This is a genomic window from Actinomyces glycerinitolerans (genome assembly GCF_900098745.1).
Lineage (GTDB): Bacteria > Actinomycetota > Actinomycetes > Actinomycetales > Actinomycetaceae > Actinomyces > Actinomyces glycerinitolerans.
Window position 1 is genome coordinate 94,271 of sequence record NZ_FQTT01000013.1, and the last position, 18,524, is coordinate 112,794.

Here is an 18,524-nt window from a genome sequence, read left to right on the forward strand (position 1 = left end):
CGTCCTAGATTGCCCGCATGCCAACGCTAACCGCGCGCGGCGTCGCCTCCGCAGCCGCCCCCGAACACATGCCTCCCCGCACCTGGTCCCTCACACTGACGCTGACCATGCTCGGACTGTTCTCCGCCTGGTTCGGCCCCATTCAGGTGCTGCTCGGGCTGCAGGCGGCCCAGCTCGCCCCCGACCACAAGGAGGCGGTGCTGTCCCTGGTCACCGGCCTGGGTGCGCTGGTGTCCACGCTCGGCAATCCGGTCTTCGGCGCCCTGTCAGACCGCACTTCCGGGCGCTTCGGCCGCCGCCTGCCCTGGATCGCCGGCGGCCTGACCCTGGGCACCGTCGGACTGGTGGTCCTGGCCATCGCCGACTCGGTGGCGTTGATGATCCTGGGCTGGTGCCTGGTGCAGGGCTTCCTCAACGCGGCCTACGCCGCCCTGAATGCCTCGGTGACCGACCAGGTGCCGGTGGACCGCCGCGGCTTCGTCTCCGGGCTCATCGGCGTGGCACAGACCGCCGGCCTGGTGATGGGCGCCGGCATTGCCGCCACGGCGGGTGGCACTCGCACCGGCTACCTGGTGCTGGCCGTGCTAGTGGTCGTCCTCGGCATCCCGCACGTACTCAACGCCCGCGACCTGCGGCTGCCCGACGGCGCCCCGCGCCCGTCGCTGCGGCACATCCTCGCCGGCTTCGTGCCACCGCTGCGCTCCCACCCGGACTTCGGCTGGGCGTGGTTGACCCGCTTCCTGGTCAACCTGGGCAACTCCACCGGGACGCTCTACCTGCTCTACTACCTCATGGATGCGGTCGGCATGGAGGCCGACGCCGCCGCTACCGGAGTCTTCATCCTCACCGGCATCTACGCCGTCGCCGTGTTCGGCTCGACCGTGTCCGGCGGCATCTGGTCCGACCGGCTGGGACGGCGCAAGCCCTTCGTGATCGTGGCGGCGCTGGTGACGGGGCTGGCGGCGCTCGACCTGGCGCTCACCCAGAACTGGGTCGGTGCGATCGTCGGCGCCGTCATCCTCGGGATCGGCTTCGGCGCCTTCACCAGCGTGGATTTCGCGCTGGTCACCCAGGTGCTGCCCAGTTCCGGCGACGCCGCTCGCGACCTGGGAATCATTAACATCGCCTCCGCCGGCGCCCAGGTACTGGCCCCGGTTGTCGCCGCCCCCATCGTCACCCACCTGGGTGGCTACACGGGCCTGTACCTGATGGCGGCCGCCGCCTGTGTGCTCGGCGCCGTCTGCGTTACGCGCATCCGCACAGTCGACTGACCCCGTGTCGGCGCATTCGGCCGGCGGAAGTATTCACGCCGGCCGAATCGGGTGCCGGATGACCGTGCGCAGCCGCTCGGGGGCGACGCGTCGGGCGTCGCTGAGATAGATCTCGTGGTGGCGGCGCACGTCGGAGAAGTCCGGCACATGGCCCTCTGACTGCGCAAACTCGTGCATGAGGGCCAGTGTGGCCGGCTCGTCGTCGTAGGGGCCCACGTGCAGGCACTGCACGCACAGCCCCTCCTGCAGAGGCATGAACTGGACCCGGGAAAAGTCGGCGTGCTTCTTGCGCGTTGCCTCCTCAAGCGCCCAACCGAACTCGGCCTCCGTGACGAAGTCCGGCAGGCGGATGGCGGCGATCCACTCGAAGCGCTCCTTGTGGGCGTAGTCGACGTCGCCGGCGCCTGCCTGCCACCAGAAGCCCTCCAGTGGTGGGACCACGTAGTCGAAGTAACCCTCCATGAGGTGCCCGGCGCGCCGGCTCATCTTGATGGTGAAGGCGACGGCGTACAGCAGGCCGATCGCCTGCTGGTAGTCCCCGTCCTCGCGGTTGGGGTCCCCACTGCCGCGCACGGCAATGAAGTTCATGGCGGGGACGTCCACAATGCCCGGCCGCCGGGGCGGGGCGTAGAACTCCTTGTACTCCCGCTTGTAGTCAAAGGCCATGTCACACCTGCTGCTTCCTTGCATAGGCTGGATCTACGGTCTCTGTAAGGCGTGTAAGAACACGCGAGCCCCGGAACGAACTGTCGTCATTCCAGGGCTTTCCGTCGGGCTGGCGGGATTTGAACCCACGACCCCTTGACCCCCAGTCAAGTGCGCTACCAAGCTGCGCCACAGCCCGTCCGCTCGCGGCTGTTGCCTCGCGCGAACAGGGATGACAATAGCCCATCCGGGCGCCGGCGTCGAAATCCGTGGGCGGTGACGCCGCTCACCGTTCTCGTGGGACCCCGGCGACAACTTCGACCGATCTCGGCACGTAATGTCTACCGACCTCGGCGGTTATATCTACCGACCTCGGCGAGTTGGCGAGTTAGGCGGAGGCGGCCCAGGCCTTGATGCCGCCCTCCAGGTTGGTCATGGGGCCGGCGTATCCGGCATCTTCCAGGGCCGCAATGGCGCGGGCGGAGCGCACGCCACCGGCGCAGTAGACAATCAGCTCGCGGCTCGGATCGAGCTCACCACGGCGCTCGACCACCTGGGCGAGCGGGATGTGCACGGAGCCATCGATCGTCTCGAGCTCGACCTCGTGCGGCTCGCGCACGTCCAGCAGAGTGAAGGCCCGTCCGGGCAGTTCCCCGGCGGCAATGCGCTCGCGCAGCCCATCGGCGGTGATCGTGTTCATATCGCTCTCCTCTGCAAGAGTCATCCTCCCCTGCGGCCGGGCGCCGCAGAAGGCCTCATAGTCCACCAGCCCGGTGACGGTTGGCTGGGTGCCGCACAGCGGGCAGTCGGGGTTCTTCCTTATCGGCAGTTCCGCACCGCGCCCGTCCCAGGCGTTGATCAACAACATGCGGCCCACCAGGGGAAGCGCTCCCCCGATCACTAGCTTCAACGCCTCCGCGGCCTGCATGGCTCCGACGATTCCGGGCAGCACGCCCAGTACCCCGGCCTCGGCGCAGGACGGTACCGCGCCCGGGTCGGGCGGTGCCGGGTGCACGCAGCGGTAGCAGGGACCGCGTTCGGCGTCGAAAACGGTCACCTGGCCGTCGAAGCGCAGCACCGCCCCGTGCACGAGCGGGATTCCGAGCAGCACGCAGGCGTCCCCCAGCAGGTAGCGGGTGGGGAAGTTGTCGGTGCCGTCGATCACCACGTCCCAGCCGCGCAACAGCTCCATGGCGTTGGCGCTGGTCAGGGCCTCCCGGTAAGTGACCACCTCTACGTCCGGGTTCAGGGCGGCCACGGTCTCCCGGGCGGAGTCGACCTTGGGCCGCCCCGCGGCGGCAGTGGTGTGCAGCACCTGGCGTTGCAGGTTGGAGACGGCGACATCGTCGTCGTCGATGATGCCGAGCGTGCCCACGCCGGCCGCAGCCAGGTACAGGACGGCGGGCGACCCCAGGGCGCCGGCGCCCACCACCAGGATGCGGGAGGCGCGGATGCGCTGCTGACCGCGCCCGCCCACCTCCGGCACGAGTGCATTGCGCGAGTAGCGCTGCTGCTCGGCGGTGGTGAGCGGGCGCAGGCGGACGTCGTCGATCAGCGAGGGGTAGGTCTCCCCTACTCCCGGCGTCATGTCTGTACCGAGTCGTCCGCGGTCAGTGCCGCAGGCCGCGGTAGCGGTCGATCAGCTGCCGGGTGGAGGCGTCCTGGCCGGCGTAGGCGGCCTCGTCTCCGCGCACCGCGGGGGCGATCTCCAGGGCCAGCTTCTTGCCGAGCTCCACGCCCCACTGGTCGAAGGAGTCGATGCCCCACACGATGCCCTCGGTGAAGGTGATGTGCTCGTACAGGGCGATCAGCTGCCCGACCACGGTGGGGGTCAGTGCCGGGGCGAGGATCGACGTCGTCGGCCGGTTTCCGCTGAACACGCGGGCCGGGACGATCGCCTCAGGGGTGCCCTCCGCGCGCACCTCATCGGCGGTCTTGCCGAAGGCGAGGGCGGCGGTCTGGGCCAGGAAGTTGGACAGCAGCAGCTCGTGCACGTCCGCCTCGCCGTCCTTGACCGGGTGGGCCGGGTTGGCGACGGTGATGAAGTCGGCGGGGATCAGCCGGGTGCCCTGGTGCAGCAGCTGGAAGAAGGCGTGCTGGCCGTTGGTGCCGGGCTCGCCCCAGAAGATCTCCCCGGTGTCGGCCACCACGGGGCTGCCGTCCCAGCGCACGGACTTGCCGTTGGACTCCATGGTCAACTGCTGAAGGTAGGCCGGGAAGCGGTGCAGGTACTGGGCGTAGGGCAGCACCGCGTGGGAGGCGGCCTGGAAGAAGTTCACGTACCAGACGTTGAGCAGGCCCATGAGCATGGGCACGTTCTCCGCCGGCGCCTTGGTGGCGAAGTGCTCGTCGACGGCGTGGAAACCGGACAGGAAGTCCGCGAAGTTCTCCGGGCCGACGGTCACGGCCAGCACGGTGCCGACGGCGGAGTCCACCGAGTAGCGCCCGCCCACCCAGTTCCAGAAGCCGAAGGCGTTGGCCGGGTCGATGCCGAAGGCCTCCACCTTGTCCAGGGCGGTGGACACGGCCACGAAGTGCTTGGCGACGGCGCCGTCGGTGCTGATGCCGCGCGCGGCCAGCGCCTCCAGCAGCCAGGTGCGGGCCATGCGGGCGTTGGTGAGGGTCTCCAGGGTGGTGAAGGTCTTGGAGGCGATGATGAACAGGGTGGTCTCCGGGTCCAGGTCGGAGACCTTCTCGGCGCAGTCGTTGGGGTCGATGTTGGAGATGAAGCGGGCCTCCAGCCCCTCCTGCACGTAGGGGCGCAGGGCCTCATAGACCATGACCGGGCCGAGGTCGCTGCCGCCGATACCGATGTTGACGACCGTCTTGATGGGCTTACCGGTCACGCCGGTCCACTCCCCCGAGCGCACGCGGCGGGCGAAGGCGTAGATCTTCTCTAGGACCTCGTGCACGTCGGCTACGACGTCCTGCCCGTCCACGGTGAGGGTGTCGGTGGCGGGGCGGCGCAGGGCGGTGTGCAGGACGGCGCGGTCCTCGGTGATGTTGATGTGCTCGCCCGCGAACATGGCGTCACGGCGGCCGGGCACGTCCACGGCCTCGGCGAGTTCCACCAGGGCGTCGCGGACCTCGTCGGTCAGGAAGTTCTTGGACAGGTCGACGAACAGGTCGCCCACCTCGTAGGAGTAGCGCTCGGCACGCTGCGGGTCCTGGGCGAACCAGGCGCGCAGGTCGGGCTCCATGGACTTGTGCAGCTCGGTAAGCCGCTTCCAGGCGGCCGTGGCGGTGGGGTCAACCGGTGTGCGTGTTGTCGACATGGAAGCAGTCTAGGCCGTCCGCTACGGTTACCGCATGGAAGACCTGGTGATCGGCGAGGACGGGCTGGCGCGGCCGGTGTGGGCGGCCGCCGACCCGCTGCTGCGCGACTACTACGACACCGAGTGGGGCATGCCCGTGCGCGATGAGCGCGGCGTGTTCGAGCGCCTCAGCCTGGAGGCCTTCCAGTCCGGCCTGTCCTGGCGCACCATCCTGGTCAAGCGGCCAGCCTTCCGGGAGGCCTTCGCCGACTTCCAGCCGGAGGCGGTGGCCGACTTCGGGGACGACGACGTGGCCCGCCTGCTGGCCGACACCCGGATCGTGCGCAACCGGGCGAAGATCCTGGCCACCATCAACAACGCCCGGGCCACCATGGCCCTGCGGGATGCCGACGACGTCGACGGCGGCCTGGCGGGCCTGGTCTGGTCCTACCGGCCGGCGGCCACGCCCGCCCCGCGCACGCTGGCGGAGACGCCCACGCGCTCGCCGGAGTCGGAGGCGCTGGCTCGCCGGCTCAAGCGCCTGGGCTTCCGGTTCGTCGGCCCGACGACGGCGTTCGCGCTTATGGAGGCCATCGGCATCGTGGACACCCACCTGGTGGGATCCTGGCGCCGCGGCTCCTCCGGGGTGTGGAACTGAGGAGCGCCTCACGAAGTCAGTGATCCGCTGCCTCGCCGTGGCTCGCTCCGCGCTCTTGCTGTCAAAATCGATGACAAACGAAATCCGCAGCGCTCCAGGCGCTTCACAAAACGTTGGAACCATGCGGGTACCGAGTGGCGTAGAAGAGCGCTTCCCCGGCGTTTGTCATCGATCTTGACACTGCCGGTACGTTGGCATGCCGAGCCGCCCCGGCAACACCGCTCCGGGGTCAGCCTGGGTTGCCGAGGAGCTTGGACAGGCGCTTCTTGCGGCGGTTCTGGGTGACGATCCAGGCCACGTCGGGGTCGCCGACGTCGAGCGCCGCGAATACGGGGAGCCCCGCGCCGGGGTCGGCCGCCACGGCCACGCTCCAGCAGTAGCCGAGGGACTTGCGCAGCGTCCGCGCCGCGGGAGCCTTGCGGTCCTGCGGCGGCAGTGCAATGAGGTGATCGGTGGTGCGCCGGCACACGTCGATGGCGAGCCGAGCGGCCTCGGCGGTACACAGCAGCCGCGGCTCGCAGATCGTCACCGCGGCGGCGCGCTGTACCAACGGGTCATCGTCGTCGGCCCATGTCAGGACGAGGGAGAACAGCGTTTGCGGGTCGGAGTCCCCCAGTAGCTGCAGGCCGATGGTGACCGCCTCGCGCACGCGCCAGCGCTCGTCGGTGGCAAGCTCCCGCGCCCGTCGCTCATATGGCGCATCGGCCGCCCGGTAGCCAATTGCGGCGGCCGCACAGGCAGTGGTGTACTCGCCGCCGTCGGCCAGCAGTTCTTCGATCGTGTCTGGATCGGCGGCCCGCGCGGCCGTCGCGATCAGCTCGATGTTCGCGCGGGGGCCGGGAAGCCCCGAGCGCTGGTTCAGGTACGCGGGCCAGTCGGCGGCCTCCAACTCCTTGAGGTCAGCGATCCACGACGCCGTGTCGACCATGCCGCGATCGTACAACTGCCGCGAAGAAATGTCCGAAATCGGCACGAACAAGCCCGCAATCCCAAGCCACGGGTCAGCCAGTCCTTGGAATCACGCGGATGCGGAATCACCCCGAGCGGCCGAGCCCGGCGTTAATGCCGATCGTGGACATTCTGCCGCACCCGGCGCGCGCTCACGGCCGGGCGAAGCCGCCCTCAGCGCCGCTGACGACGCTCGCGCACGCGCACACCGATCTGGATGGGGGTGCCGGCGAAGCCGAACTCCTCACGCAGCCGGTTCTCGATGAAGCGCCGGTAACCGGCGTCCAGGAATCCGGTCGTGAAGATGACGATGCGTGGCGGGGCGGTCTGCACCTGGGTGGCGAACAGGATGCGGGGCTGCTTGCCGCCTCGCACCGGGTGCGGGCTGGCCGCCTGTAGCTCCCCCAGGAAGGCATTGAGCCGCCCCGTGGGCACGCGCGTGTTCCAGCCGGCCAGGGCCGTGTCCAGGGCGCGCGCCAAGCGGTTGGTGTGCCAGCCGGTGCGGGCGGAGAGGTTGATGCGCGGCGCCCAGTCCACATGGGCGAGCTCGTGCTCCGCCTCCCACTCCAGCTGCTTGCGGCGGTCCTCGTCAACCAGGTCCCACTTGTTGTTGACGATTACCAGGGCGCGTCCGGCGTCGACCACCTGCTGGATCACGCGGATGTCCTGCTCGGTGATGGCCTCGGAGGCGTCCAGCAGGACCACCGCCACCTCGGCCTTCTCCACCGCTCCCTGAGTGCGCAGCACCGCGTAGTAGTCGGCACCGCGCGCCTGCCGGATGCGGCGGCGGATGCCGGCGGTGTCCACCAGCAGCCACTGGCGGCCGTCGAACTCGACGACCTCGTCCACCGGGTCGCGGGTGGTGCCGGCCAGTTCGTTGACCACCACCCGCTCGTTGCCGGCAAGCTGGTTCAGCAGTGAGGACTTGCCGACGTTGGGGCGCCCCACCAGGGCGATGCGGTGCAGGTCGTCGCTGCGCTCCGGCCCGGCCACGGCGGACACCTCCGGCAGGATGGCGACGGCGGCGTCGAGCAGCTCCCCGCTGCCGCGGCCGTGCAGGGCGGAGACGGCGTAGGGCTCGCCCAGGCCCAGGGCCCACAGCGCGGCGGCGTCGCCCTCCTGCACGGGCGAGTCGACCTTGTTGGCGGCCAGCACCACCGGCTTGCCGGAGCGGCGCAGCATCTTGACGATCCGGTCGTCGGCCTCGGTAACCCCCACGCGGGCGTCCACCACCAGCAGCACGGCGTCGGCCAAGTCCACGGCGGCCTCGGCCTGCGCGGCGACGGCGGCGTCCAGGCCGGCCACGTCAACCTCCCAGCCGCCGGTGTCGACGATGGTGAAGCGCTTGCCGGCCCATTCGGCCGGGTAGGAGACGCGGTCGCGGGTCACGCCCGGCACGTCCTGCACGACGGCGGCGCGCCGCCCCAGCACGCGATTAACGAGCGTCGACTTGCCGACATTGGGACGGCCGACGACGGCCAGCACCGGCAATCCTGCCTCCAGCCCCGCCTGGGCGCTGGGGATCTCCTCCCCCGCGAGCACCGCCTGGTCGTCGGCGTCGAGCACGTAGTCGTCCAGGCCTGCGCGCAGCGCGTCGGCGCGGGCGTCCTCCAAGCGCTCGCGCTCGGCGGCCTCGGTGCGCGCCTGCTCGACCAGCTCGGTGACGCGGGCGATGGTCTCCTCCAGCGTCAGATCGGAGGTATCCACGGCGGTGACGCCCTCAGGAACGGTGAGGAACTGGGAGACGGTGGCGTCGTCGTGGTCGCGGCGCACCACCTGGTCGCGCAGGGCGGCCGCATCCACGGCCTTGCCGGCGGCATCCAGGTCGGCGGCGCGGCGGGCGAGCCGGGCCTGCTCGCTGGCGGTCAGCAGCAGGCGCACGTCGGCGTCGGGGGCGACCACCGTGGTGATGTCGCGCCCCTCGGCGATGATGCCGGCGCCGCGGGAGAAGGAGCCGGCCAGGCCGGTCGCCTCGGCACGGATGATCTCCCGCTGGAGCCGGGCCAATTCGGCGCGCACGTCCAGATTGGTGGCAACCTTGGAGACCACGGTGGAGATGTGCGGGTCGCGGATGGCCTCGGCGAGGTTCACCCCGTCGCAGGTGACGCCGGGCGCCTCGGGGTCCAGCCCCATCACCAGCGGCATGGCCTGCACGGCGTGGGTGACGGCAGCGGCGTCGTCCAGGTCGATGCCGGTGCGCTCGCACCACCAGGCGGCCGCCCGGTACATGGCGCCGGTGTCCAGGTAGGCCAGCCCCAGCGCGGCCGCAACCCGCTTGGACACCGTGGACTTGCCGGACCCGGACGGCCCGTCAATGGCGACGACGATTCCCATGTGCTCCTCCAACGTTCAACCCCGCAGGCTCAGGCGAGCCCGGTTGGCCTCAAGGGGTAAGCGTCCCACAATGACGCGGCCGGGCGCGGATCCGCAGCAGATGAGTCCGCCCACAGCCGCGCCGGGACGGACGCCGCGGGCCGCCTCAGGACACGACCACGCGCCAGCCGCGGGCGTCCAGGGCCTCCTCCAGCCCCTGCGCGGCGGCCGGCATGACCGAGAGCATGGCCAGGCCGGCGCTCTGCCCGGGCGAGTGCTCCATGGCGAAGTCCTCAATGTTGACGCCCGCCTCGCCGACGTCGGAGAACAGCCGGCCGAGCGAGCCGGCGGAGTCGGGCACCAGCACCTGCACCTGTGCGTAGCGGCGCGGCGCCCCGCCGTGCTTGCCCGGTATGCGGGCCTGCCCGGCGTTGCCGCGGGTCATCAGGTCGGTAATGGCGCCGACGGCGCCCGGGGCGATGGTGGCGGCGTCTCCGGCGGCGGTGTAGGCGGGGTCGTCGGGCGACACGGCGGCGGGTGCGATCCCATCGATCAGGCGGTCCAGGTCCCCACGCAGCTGGCGCAGCATGTCCGCCACCGGCCCGGCGTTGCCGACCACGATGGCCGACCACAGCCGCGGATCGGAGGCGGCGATGCGGGTGGTGTCGCGCAGTCCCTGCCCGGCCAGACCGAGCGCGTTCTCCGGGGTGGTCTCCAGACGCGCGGCCAGTAGGGAGCTGACCAGTTGGGGGACGTGGCTGACGGCGGCGACGGCGGCGTCGTGCTCGGCCGCGGTCATGCGCACCGGGGTCGCGCCGACGTCGACGGCCAGGTTGCGCACCGCCAACTCGGCCTCCGGGGTGGCGCCGTCGGCGATGACCACCCAGGGGCGGCCCGCGAACAGGTCGGAGTCGGCCGCGCCGGCCCCCGACCGCTCCCGCCCGGCCATGGGGTGGGAGCCGACATAGCGGCGCGCGTCCCACCCGCCGTGGCGGCGCACCTCGGCGGCAATGCGCGCCTTGACGCTCGCGACATCCGTGACCACCGCATCCGGGTGCGCGTCCAGTTCGCGCAGAACCACGCCCGCGGCCACGTCCGGTGGAGTGGCGACCACGATCAGGGCCGGTTCGGGGCTGTGCTCGTCACGCACCTGCCCGGCACCCATATCGCGGGCCAGCGCCAGGGAGGTGGGCGAGGTGTCGGATAGCTGCACCGGGACGCCGGCGGCGGTCAGGGCCAGCGCCAGGGAGGTGCCCAGCAACCCGGTGCCGACCACCAGCACCGGCCCCCGGGTGGACAGGACGGCCGAGGGGTTTCCGATGGCACTCACAGGCCCACCTCCTGCTGCAGGGCGCTGACCTCGGCGCCGGTCAGGGCCCGCATGGCACCGGGCCGCAGATCACCCAGGGTCAAGGGGCCCAGCCGGGTGCGGGAAAGACGGATCACCGGGTGGCCGACGGCGGCCAGCATGCGGCGCACGATGCGGTTGCGTCCCGAGTGCAGGGTGACTTCCACGATCGAGGCGTCCGGGGAGACATCCTTGACCACCGCCCGGTCGGCGGTGATCGGACCGTCCTCCAGCTCGACGCCGCGCCGGAACCGCCGCGGCAGGCCGGCGCCCACCCGGCCCTTGACCACGGCCACGTAGGTCTTACCGACCTCGTAGCTGGGGTGGGTGAGCCGGTGGGTGAGTTCGCCGTCGTTGGACAGCAACAGCAGCCCCTCGGTGTCGGCGTCCAGCCGGCCCACGTGCACCAGCCGCAAGGCGGCGGCCTTCTCCACTCCGCCCAGCTGCTCGGCGTGCTCGGTCAGGTACCGCTCGGCGTACTCGGCGACGGTGGGCCGTCCCTGCGGGTCCTCCATGGTGGTGACCACGCCGGCGGGCTTGTGCAGCATGATGGTGATGACGTCGGGGTCGGTGAGCACCCGCGAGCCGTCCACGCGGATCTCCTGAGTGGCGGGGTCCACGCGCACCCCGGGTTCGGTGACCCGCACCCCGTCGACGCTCACTCTCCCCGCGGCGATCAGCTGCTCGCATACGCGCCGCGACCCCACCCCGGCGTGGGCCAGCACCTTCTGGAGCCGCTGGCCGCCGGCGACGTAGGGGTCCTCGGTGCGCGCCTGCCCGTCCTGGCCGGCGCCGGCTCCCGCCACGGCGGGTGCCGTAGAGGGGGCGTCGACCTCGTAGTCGACTTCTTCGAGGTCGTCGGCGTCGTAGAACTCCTCGGCGCCGAAGTCCAGCACGGCGTCCGTGCGCTCGTCGCGGTGGTCCTGGCTTGGGTTCACGGCAGTATTCTCCCGCTGATCTCGTCTTCGATGTCTCCCAGGGCGGATGTGTCGGGCAGGTAGGGGGCCAGGGGCGGCAGGTCGTCGAGCGAGTCCAGGCCCAGGTACTCCAGGAACTCGCCGGTGGTGCGGTACAGAATCGCGCCGCTGGGTTCGCTGCCGGCCTCCTCGATCAGGCCGCGGGCGTGCAGGGTGCGCACCACGCCGTCGACGTTGACGCCGCGGATGGCGGCGATCCGGCCGCGGGTGACGGGTTGCCGGTAGGCGATCACGGCCAGCGTCTCCAGGGCTGCCTGCGACAGGCGTGCGGTGGCACCGCCGATGACGAAGCGTTCCACCAGTTCGCTGAACCGGGGTGCGGAGGCCAGCCGCCAGCCGCCGGCGGCGCGGCGCAGCACGAAGCCGCGCGCCCGGACGCCCCGGTCGGGGGACGGCTCCCCGCCGGCGTACTCGGCGGCCAGGGACTCCAGCAGCGCCTCGACGTCGGTCTCCTCCCTGCCGAGGGCGGCCGCCAGGGCGGCCGCGGTCACCGGCTCGTCGGCCACCACCAGCACCGCCTCGACGGCGGCGCGCAACTCCGCGTCCGACACGGGCACGGGCAGCCGGGAGGCCGCGGGTTCCGGGATGCTCATGCGAACTCCTCCTCCAAATCGGGGCTGGTCATGCCGGCCGCATCCGCGTCGCCGCGCCAGGTGACGGTGATCTCCTCCATGGGGGCGGCCTGGGTCAGGTCGACGCCGCCCTGCCGGTACATGATGAGCAGGGCGAGGAAGCGGGCGACGACGACGGCGGTGCGGCCCGCATCCGCGGTCAGCTCGGTGAAGGTCAGGGTGCCGGCCCGGCGCAGCCGGTCGGCGAGAATACGCAGCTGCTCCCCCACCGGGACCCGCTCGTGCAGGTGCACGGTCTGCACGCCCGGATCGTGGGGGCGGGTGAACACGTCGGCGGCAATACGGGCCAGGTCCTCCGCATCGATGGTGGCCACGAGCCGGGGCAGTAGCGCCGCCAGTTCGGGGGGCAGGGCCACCACGCGCGGGTGAGTGCGGGAGGCGGTCTCGGCGCGGCCGCGGAAGGCGGCGGCCGCCTCCTTGTAGGCGCGGTACTGCAGCAGGCGGGCGAACAGTAGGTCGCGGGCCTCCAGTAGCTCCATGTCCTCGTCGGCCTCATCCGGGTCGTGTGGTAGCAGCCGGTGGGCCTTCAGGGCGAGCAGGGTGGAGGCGACCACCAGGAACTCGGTGGCGCGACCCAGGTCGCCGTCGGCGCGCATGTAGGCGATGAACTCGTCGGTGACCTCCGCCAGGGCCAGCTCGGTGATGTCCAGGCGCTTGCGGGCGATCAGGGTGAGCAGCAAGTCGAAGGGACCCTCGAACTGGGGCAGGTTGACGCTGAATCCCGGCAGTTGCGTTCTCGCCGCGGCGTCGGGCTGTGCGGCGCCCTCCAGCGGTGGCTGGGAGGCGGCCGCCGCGGCGCTCGCGGAGCCAGGTTTAGGCGACATTCTTAGGCAACATTGCCGCGGGCAATGACCTCCCGGGCGAGGCGCCGGTAGGCTTCGGCGCCCGGGTGACCGGGGGCGTAGCTGGTGATGGGCTCGCTGGCGACGGAGGCGTCCGGGAACTTCACGGTGCGGCGGATCTGCGTGTCGAACAGCTTGTCCCCGAAGGCCTCCTGCAGGCGCTCGAGCACCTCCCGGGAGTGCAGAGTGCGCGGGTCCACCATGGTGGCCAGGATGCCGTCGATCTGCAGGCGCGGGTTGATGCGGTCGCGTACCCGGTCCACGGTCTCCACCAGCAGGGCCACCCCGCGCAGGGCGAAGAACTCGGTCTCCAGGGGGATCATGACGCCGTGGGCGGCGGTGAGGGCGTTGACGGTCAGCAGGCCCAACGACGGCTGGCAGTCCACAATGATGGCGTCGTAATCGTCCAGGACGGGGCGCAGCACTCGGGCGAGTGCCTGCTCGCGGGCGACCTCGCCCACCAGTTGCACCTCGGCGGCGGACAGGTCGATGTTGGCGGGCACCAGATCCAGTCCCTCCACGGAGGTGTGGTGGATGATCGGGCGCACGTCGGGGCGGGCGGCCACCAGCATGTCGTAGACCGTCTGGTCCAACTCGTGGGCGTTGACGCCCAGGCCGGCGCTGGCCGCGCCCTGGGGGTCGAAGTCCACGATCAGTACTCTCCGCCCGTATTCGGCCAGGGCGGCCCCCAGGTTGATGGTGGTGGTGGTCTTGCCGACGCCGCCCTTCTGGTTGCACATGGCGATGACGCGGGCCGGGCCGTGCGAGTCGAGCGGCGCGGGGACGGGGAAGGTCTTCTCCTCCTGCTGGTCCTCGGCGGGGGTATCGGGCGGGTCGATCAGGCCGGGCTGCTTCACGTCACTCACACGGGCAGCCTAGTCGAAGAGGCAGCGCGGGGCGCGGTGACCGTTCCCGTGACCGCCGGCGATGGTCAGCCGCGGGCGCGCGGATGGCTGGTGGCGTACACCTCACGCAGGTGGTCGACGGTGACCTTGGTGTAGATCTGGGTGGTAGTGACCGAGGCGTGGCCGAGCATCTCCTGCACCACGCGCACATCCGCGCCGCCGGCGAGCAGGTGGGTGGCGAAGGAGTGGCGCAGCGTGTGCGGGGAGATGTGCCGTTCCCCCTGCGCGTCGGCGCCCGTCAGCCCGGCGCGCTGGGCCGCCTGCTGCAGCACCGCCCAGGCGGACTGGCGTGACAGGGGCCGGCCGAGCGTATTGAGGAACACCTCGGGCACCCCCCTGCCCTTGGCGGCCAGCACGGGGCGGCCGCGCACCAGGTAGGCGTCCAGGGCGTCCCAGGCGAACTGGCCCATGGGCACGATCCGCTCCTTGCGGCCCTTGCCGAACAGGCGCAGACAGCCGGATTCGGCGTCCAGATCGTCCACCACCAGCCCCACGGCCTCGGAGATGCGGGCGCCGGTGGCGTACAGCAGCTCCAGCAGGGCGCGGTCGCGCAGTGACACCGGGGAGTCGTCAACATCGGCGGCCTCCAGCAGACGACGCACCTCGTCGACGGTGAGGGCCTTGGGCAGGCGCCGACCCACTTGCGGCGGACGCACGGCCGCGGAGGGGTCGGCGCCGGTGATGCCCTCGGCGTGTAGGAACTTGTGCCAGCCGCGTACGGCAGTGACCGTGCGGGAGGCGGAGGACGCGGCCAGGGGGCGGCCGCCGTCGGCGCCGGTGCGCAGTGCCTCCAGGAAGGCGGTCACGTCCGCCTCGGTGACCGCGGCGGGGGTCAGGATGGCGCGGGCGCGCAGGAAGTCGGCGTAACGGCCCAGGTCACGCTCATATGCGGCCAGCGTGTTGGGGCTGAGCCCGCGCTCCACCCGCAGGTGGGCGAGGTAGCCGGCCCGGGCCCGCTCGAGTGCGTCCCCCCGGGGGTCGACGTCGGGGCGCGCGGTGTCGACGGCTGGTTTCGTGGCGACCTCGTCCGGTTCAGGCGAAGCGGGCCAGTAGGCCCAGGCCGACGATCGTGGCGACCCATACCAGGGCGACGCCGACGGTGATGCGGTTGAGGTTGCGTTCGGCCACGCCGGAAGACCCGGCGGAGGAGGTGATGCCGCCGCCGAACATGTCCGATAGGCCGCCGCCCCTGCCCTTGTGCATGAGGATCGTCATGATCAGGAAGAAGCTGGACAGCACCAGCAGCACTTGCAGGATGATGGTCAGCGTGCCCACGCGGTTCCCTTCGTTGTCGGCTGTTCGGCATTCGGCCGGGGCGGTCCGGCGGCTATGAGGCGGCCGCCGCTTCGTGGGCGACTCTACCCGATCCCCTCCCCCATGTATGCGGGTGCGCCCGACCCCACGGTGGGGTCGGGCGCACCCGCCACTGACGCGGATACGGGTCAGGCGTAGAAGCCGGCCATCTGCGCGAAGGAGTCGGCCTTCAGCGAGGCGCCGCCGACGAGAGCGCCGTCGATGTCGGGCTGAGCCATGAGCTCCTTGATGTTGGCGGGCTTGGCCGAGCCGCCGTACAGGATGCGGGTGGCGTCGGCGGTGGCGTCGCCGAAGTCGGCGCGCAGGGCCTCACGGATGGCACCGCAAACCTCCTGCGCGTCGTCGGCGGTGGCGGTCTCGCCGGTGCCGATGGCCCAGATGGGCTCGTAGGCGATGACGATCTTGGCGACGTCCTCGGCGGACCAGCCCGCCAGGGCGGCGCGGATCTGGCCGAGTACGAAGTCGACGTGGGTGCCGGCCTTGCGGACCTCGAGGGCCTCGCCGCAGCACAGGATCGGCGTCATGCCGGCGTCCAGTACCTTGCGGGCCTTGGCGCCAACCAGCTCGTCGGACTCGTTGTGGTACTCGCGGCGCTCGGAGTGGCCCATGACCACGTAGCTGCAGCCGAGCTTGGTGAGCATGGCGGTGGAGATCTCGCCGGTGTAGGCGCCGTTGTCGTGAATGGACACGTCCTGGGCGCCGTACTTGATGTCCAGGGAGTCCGCCTCGACGATCGTCTGCACGGTGCGGATGTCGGTGAAGGGCGGGATCACCAGGACCTCGCACTTGGAGTAGTCGTGCCCGGCGTCGCTCAGGGCCATGGCCAGGCCCTGCACCAGGTGGTTGGCCTCGAGGTGGTCGAGGTTCATCTTCCAGTTGCCCGCCATCAGCGGGGTGCGGTTGCTCATTTGCGTATTCCTTATCCGGGTTCCCTTACGGGAACTGTGTGATGGGGGTTGGTCAGTCGTCCAGGACGGCGATACCGGGCAGGGTCTTGCCCTCCAGCAGCTCCAGGGAGGCGCCGCCACCGGTGGAGATGTGGGAGAAGGTGGACTCGTCGAAGCCGAGCGTGCGCACGGCCGCGGCGGAGTCGCCGCCGCCGATCACGGAGAAGGCGTCAGAGTCGGAGATGGCCTTGGCGACGGCCTTGGTGCCCTCGGCGAAGGCCGGGAACTCGAACACGCCCATGGGGCCGTTCCAGACCACCGTCTTGGAGGAGGCGATGGCCTGGGCGAACAGCTCCCGGGTCTTGGGGCCGATGTCCAGGCCCATCTGGTCGGCCGGCATGGCGTCGGCGGCGACGACGGAGGCCGGGGCGTCCGCCTTGAACTCGGGGGCGACCACGGTGTCGACGGGCAGGAGCAGCTCGACGCCGTTGGCCTTGGCCGTGTCCAGGTAGCCCTTCACCGTGTCGATCTGGTCCTCCTCCAGCAGGGAGGTGCCGACCTCGTGGCCCTGGGCGGCGAGGAAGGTGTAGGCCATGCCGCCGCCGATGAGGAGGCGGTCGGCCTTGCCCAGCAGGTTGGCGATGACACCGAGTTTGTCGGAGACCTTGGAGCCGCCCAGCACCACGGTGTAGGGGCGCTCGGGGTCGTTGACTGCCTTGCCGAGGGACTCGATCTCCTTGGCGACCAGCAGCCCGGAGGCGGCCGGGAGGATGCGGGCCACGTCGTAGACGGAGGCCTGCTTGCGGTGCACGACGCCGAAGCCGTCGGAGACGAAGACGTCGGCCAGGGCGGCCAGCTGCTCGGCGAAGGCGGCGCGCTCGGCGTCGTCCTTGGAGGTTTCGGCGGCGTTGAAGCGGACGTTCTCCAGCAGCACGATGTTGCCGGGCTCGAGGGCGGCGACGGCGGCCTGGGCGCTCTCGCCGACGGTGTCCTGCGCGAGGGTGACCTTCACGCCGGTCAGTTCGGCCAGGCGGGTGGCAACCGGGGCGAGGGAGAAGTCGGGGTTGACCTGGCCCTTGGGACGGCCCAGGTGGGCGACGATGATGACCTTGGCGCCCGCGTCGAGCAGGGTCTTCAGGGTCGGCAGGGCGGCGCGGATGCGGCCGTCGTCGGTGATGTGCTTGTCGGCGTCGAGCGGGACGTTGAAGTCGGAGCGGACCAGGACGCGCTTGTCCTTCAGGTCGCCGAGGGACTCGATGGTCTTCATGGAACCTCGCAGTGCTGTGTTGGTTGTGTTGGTGGGATGGTTGGTGGATGAAGGTCCGGAGCGTGTGTTCGCGCCGGATGCGGCGGACGCCCGCGCACGCGAGTTGGCGTGCGCGGGCGTCCGTCAGTTGCTCACAGTGGTGAGTGCCGGCTTACGCGGACTCAGGCGAGCTTCTCGCAAACCAGGGCGGTGAGCTGAACGAGGCGGTTGGAGTAGCCCCACTCGTTGTCGTACCAGGAGACGACCTTGACCTGGTCGCCCTGCACCTTGGTCAGCTTGGAGTCGAAGATGGAGGAGTGGGAGTCGCCGACGATGTCGGTGGAGACCAGGTCCTCCTCGGAGTAGGCCAGAACGCCCTCGAGCGGGCCCTCGGCGGCGGCCTTGACGGCGGCGTTGATCTCCTCAACGGTGGCCGGCTTGGCGGGCTTGAAGGTCAGGTCGGTGACGGAGCCGGTCGGGACCGGGACGCGCATGGCGTAGCCGTCCAGCTTGCCCTTGAGCTGCGGGAGGACGAGCGCCACGGCGCGGGCGGCACCGGTGGAGGTCGGGACGATGTTGAGGGCGGCGGCGCGGGCGCGGCGCAGGTCGCGGTGCGGGGCGTCGTGCAGGCGCTGGTCACCGGTGTAGGCGTGCACGGTCACCATCAGGCCGTTCTCGATGCCGAAGGCCTCGTCCAGCACCTTGGCCAGCGGCGCGAGGCAGTTGGTGGTGCAGGAGGCGTTGGAGATGATGTTGTGCTTGGTGGTGTCGTAGTCCTGCTCGTTCACGCCGACCACGAAGGTGCCGTCCTCGTTCTTCGCCGGGGCGGAGATGACGACCTTCTTGGCGCCGGCATCGATGTGCGCCTTGGCCTTGGTGGCGTCCGTGAAGAAACCGGTGGACTCGACGACGACGTCGACACCCAGGTCCGCCCAGGGCAGGTTGCCCGGCTCGCGCTCGGCCAGGACGCGGATCGGCTTGCCGTCGACGATGATGTTCTCCTCGTCGTAGGTGACCTCGGCGCCGAGGCGGCCCATGATGGAGTCGAACTTGAGGAGGTGGGCGAGGGTCTTGATGTCGGTCAGGTCGTTGACGGCCACGACCTCGAAGTCGGCGCCCTGCTCAAGGGCGGCCCGGTAGAAGTTACGGCCGATGCGGCCGAAGCCGTTGATACCAACGCGGGTGGTCACTTTGTGTCCTCCTAGTGCGCCATGGGACGCACGTATTCGTAGCTTGCTGCACACGTGGTGTGCCCCGGGCCTTCGTGGGGTGCTCCCCGTCCGA

16 protein-coding genes, 1 tRNA gene and 1 pseudogene are annotated in these 18,524 nt (G+C 70.8%); 2 read left to right on the forward strand and 16 right to left on the reverse strand.

Annotated features, from left to right (window positions below; all coding sequences use genetic code 11):
• Positions 1-17: 17 nt before the first annotated feature.
• Positions 18-1,271, forward strand: coding sequence for an MFS transporter (locus ACGLYG10_RS12040; RefSeq protein ID WP_244542675.1), 1,254 nt, complete (start codon positions 18-20; stop codon positions 1,269-1,271).
• Positions 1,272-1,304: 33 nt separating this feature from the next.
• Here ACGLYG10_RS12040 and ACGLYG10_RS12045 read toward each other — a convergent pair whose 3' ends face one another.
• The 4 genes from ACGLYG10_RS12045 to pgi all read right to left on the reverse strand — a co-directional run bounded on the left by ACGLYG10_RS12045 (position 1,305) and on the right by pgi (position 5,191).
• Positions 1,305-1,937 carry a GyrI-like domain-containing protein gene (locus tag ACGLYG10_RS12045; RefSeq protein ID WP_073332351.1) on the reverse strand — a complete coding sequence of 211 codons (633 nt, stop codon included), beginning with the start codon at positions 1,935-1,937 and terminating at the stop codon, positions 1,305-1,307.
• A gap of 104 nt (positions 1,938-2,041) precedes the next feature.
• A tRNA-Pro gene (locus tag ACGLYG10_RS12050) sits at positions 2,042-2,115 on the reverse strand.
• A 189-nt stretch (positions 2,116-2,304) separates the two neighbouring features.
• Positions 2,305-3,504: a molybdopterin-synthase adenylyltransferase MoeB gene (moeB, locus tag ACGLYG10_RS12055; protein WP_073332354.1), complete on the reverse strand. Its 1,200-nt coding sequence runs from the start codon at positions 3,502-3,504 to the stop codon at positions 2,305-2,307.
• Positions 3,505-3,526: 22 nt separating this feature from the next.
• A complete protein-coding gene (gene pgi / locus ACGLYG10_RS12060) occupies positions 3,527-5,191 on the reverse strand; it encodes a glucose-6-phosphate isomerase (protein WP_073332357.1) in 1,665 nt (554 codons plus the stop codon).
• A 34-nt stretch (positions 5,192-5,225) separates the two neighbouring features.
• On the opposite strand from pgi, the gene ACGLYG10_RS12065 reads away from it, so the two are divergent.
• Positions 5,226-5,828: a DNA-3-methyladenine glycosylase I gene (locus tag ACGLYG10_RS12065; RefSeq protein ID WP_073332360.1), complete on the forward strand. Its 603-nt coding sequence runs from the start codon at positions 5,226-5,228 to the stop codon at positions 5,826-5,828.
• Positions 5,829-6,057: 229 nt separating this feature from the next.
• Here the strand turns inward: ACGLYG10_RS12065 and ACGLYG10_RS12070 are convergent, their stop codons facing one another.
• The 12 genes and pseudogenes from ACGLYG10_RS12070 to gap form a co-directional block, all read right to left on the reverse strand.
• Positions 6,058-6,756, reverse strand: a complete 699-nt coding sequence (locus tag ACGLYG10_RS12070; protein WP_073332726.1) for a PBS lyase heat domain-containing protein repeat-containing protein — start codon at positions 6,754-6,756, stop codon at positions 6,058-6,060.
• 194 nt (positions 6,757-6,950) lie between these two features.
• A complete protein-coding gene (gene der, locus ACGLYG10_RS12075; RefSeq protein ID WP_073332363.1) occupies positions 6,951-9,110 on the reverse strand; it encodes a bifunctional cytidylate kinase/GTPase Der in 2,160 nt (719 codons plus the stop codon).
• Positions 9,111-9,255: 145 nt separating this feature from the next.
• Positions 9,256-10,419, reverse strand: a complete 1,164-nt coding sequence (locus ACGLYG10_RS12080) for a prephenate dehydrogenase (protein WP_073332365.1) — start codon at positions 10,417-10,419, stop codon at positions 9,256-9,258.
• A complete protein-coding gene (locus ACGLYG10_RS12085) occupies positions 10,416-11,375 on the reverse strand; it encodes a pseudouridine synthase (protein ID WP_073332368.1) in 960 nt (319 codons plus the stop codon). The genes ACGLYG10_RS12080 and ACGLYG10_RS12085 overlap by 4 nt, the downstream gene beginning before the upstream one ends.
• Entirely contained in the window at positions 11,372-12,007 is a 636-nt protein-coding gene (scpB, locus tag ACGLYG10_RS12090) for an SMC-Scp complex subunit ScpB (RefSeq protein WP_073332371.1), read from the reverse strand. Before scpB ends, ACGLYG10_RS12085 begins: the two co-directional genes overlap by 4 nt.
• Positions 12,004-12,870 carry a segregation and condensation protein A gene (locus ACGLYG10_RS12095; RefSeq protein WP_073332373.1) on the reverse strand — a complete coding sequence of 289 codons (867 nt, stop codon included), beginning with the start codon at positions 12,868-12,870 and terminating at the stop codon, positions 12,004-12,006. Before ACGLYG10_RS12095 ends, scpB begins: the two co-directional genes overlap by 4 nt.
• Positions 12,871-12,872: 2 nt before the next feature.
• The gene (locus tag ACGLYG10_RS12100; protein WP_073332376.1) at positions 12,873-13,754 is read right to left on the reverse strand and encodes a ParA family protein; all 882 of its coding nucleotides are present in this window, start codon (positions 13,752-13,754) and stop codon (positions 12,873-12,875) included.
• A 65-nt stretch (positions 13,755-13,819) separates the two neighbouring features.
• Positions 13,820-14,755, reverse strand: a pseudogene (gene xerD / locus ACGLYG10_RS12105) (site-specific tyrosine recombinase XerD); the annotation flags it as partial.
• Positions 14,756-14,825: 70 nt separating this feature from the next.
• Positions 14,826-15,068, reverse strand: coding sequence for a preprotein translocase subunit SecG (gene secG / locus ACGLYG10_RS12110; protein WP_073332382.1), 243 nt, complete (start codon positions 15,066-15,068; stop codon positions 14,826-14,828).
• A gap of 167 nt (positions 15,069-15,235) precedes the next feature.
• The gene (gene tpiA, locus ACGLYG10_RS12115; protein WP_073332385.1) at positions 15,236-16,015 is read right to left on the reverse strand and encodes a triose-phosphate isomerase; all 780 of its coding nucleotides are present in this window, start codon (positions 16,013-16,015) and stop codon (positions 15,236-15,238) included.
• A gap of 52 nt (positions 16,016-16,067) precedes the next feature.
• Positions 16,068-17,261, reverse strand: a complete 1,194-nt coding sequence (locus tag ACGLYG10_RS12120) for a phosphoglycerate kinase (RefSeq protein ID WP_073332388.1) — start codon at positions 17,259-17,261, stop codon at positions 16,068-16,070.
• Positions 17,262-17,422: 161 nt separating this feature from the next.
• Positions 17,423-18,430, reverse strand: a complete 1,008-nt coding sequence (gene gap, locus ACGLYG10_RS12125) for a type I glyceraldehyde-3-phosphate dehydrogenase (RefSeq protein WP_073332391.1) — start codon at positions 18,428-18,430, stop codon at positions 17,423-17,425.
• Between the last annotated feature and the right edge of the window lie 94 nt (positions 18,431-18,524).

What these genes read in the sequence shown, in the direction of transcription:
- ACGLYG10_RS12040 (WP_244542675.1), top strand. Translation starts at nt 18, where the DNA reads ATGCCAACGCTAACCGCGCGCGGCGTCGCCTCCGCAGCCGCCCCCGAA.
- ACGLYG10_RS12045 (WP_073332351.1), bottom strand. Translation starts at nt 1,937, where the DNA reads ATGGCCTTTGACTACAAGCGGGAGTACAAGGAGTTCTACGCCCCGCCC.
- moeB (WP_073332354.1), bottom strand. Translation starts at nt 3,504, where the DNA reads ATGACGCCGGGAGTAGGGGAGACCTACCCCTCGCTGATCGACGACGTC.
- pgi (WP_073332357.1), bottom strand. Translation starts at nt 5,191, where the DNA reads ATGTCGACAACACGCACACCGGTTGACCCCACCGCCACGGCCGCCTGG.
- ACGLYG10_RS12065 (WP_073332360.1), top strand. Translation starts at nt 5,226, where the DNA reads ATGGAAGACCTGGTGATCGGCGAGGACGGGCTGGCGCGGCCGGTGTGG.
- ACGLYG10_RS12070 (WP_073332726.1), bottom strand. Translation starts at nt 6,756, where the DNA reads ATGGTCGACACGGCGTCGTGGATCGCTGACCTCAAGGAGTTGGAGGCC.
- der (WP_073332363.1), bottom strand. Translation starts at nt 9,110, where the DNA reads ATGGGAATCGTCGTCGCCATTGACGGGCCGTCCGGGTCCGGCAAGTCC.
- scpB (WP_073332371.1), bottom strand. Translation starts at nt 12,007, where the DNA reads ATGAGCATCCCGGAACCCGCGGCCTCCCGGCTGCCCGTGCCCGTGTCG.
- ACGLYG10_RS12095 (WP_073332373.1), bottom strand. Translation starts at nt 12,870, where the DNA reads ATGTCGCCTAAACCTGGCTCCGCGAGCGCCGCGGCGGCCGCCTCCCAG.
- tpiA (WP_073332385.1), bottom strand. Translation starts at nt 16,015, where the DNA reads ATGAGCAACCGCACCCCGCTGATGGCGGGCAACTGGAAGATGAACCTC.
- ACGLYG10_RS12120 (WP_073332388.1), bottom strand. Translation starts at nt 17,261, where the DNA reads ATGAAGACCATCGAGTCCCTCGGCGACCTGAAGGACAAGCGCGTCCTG.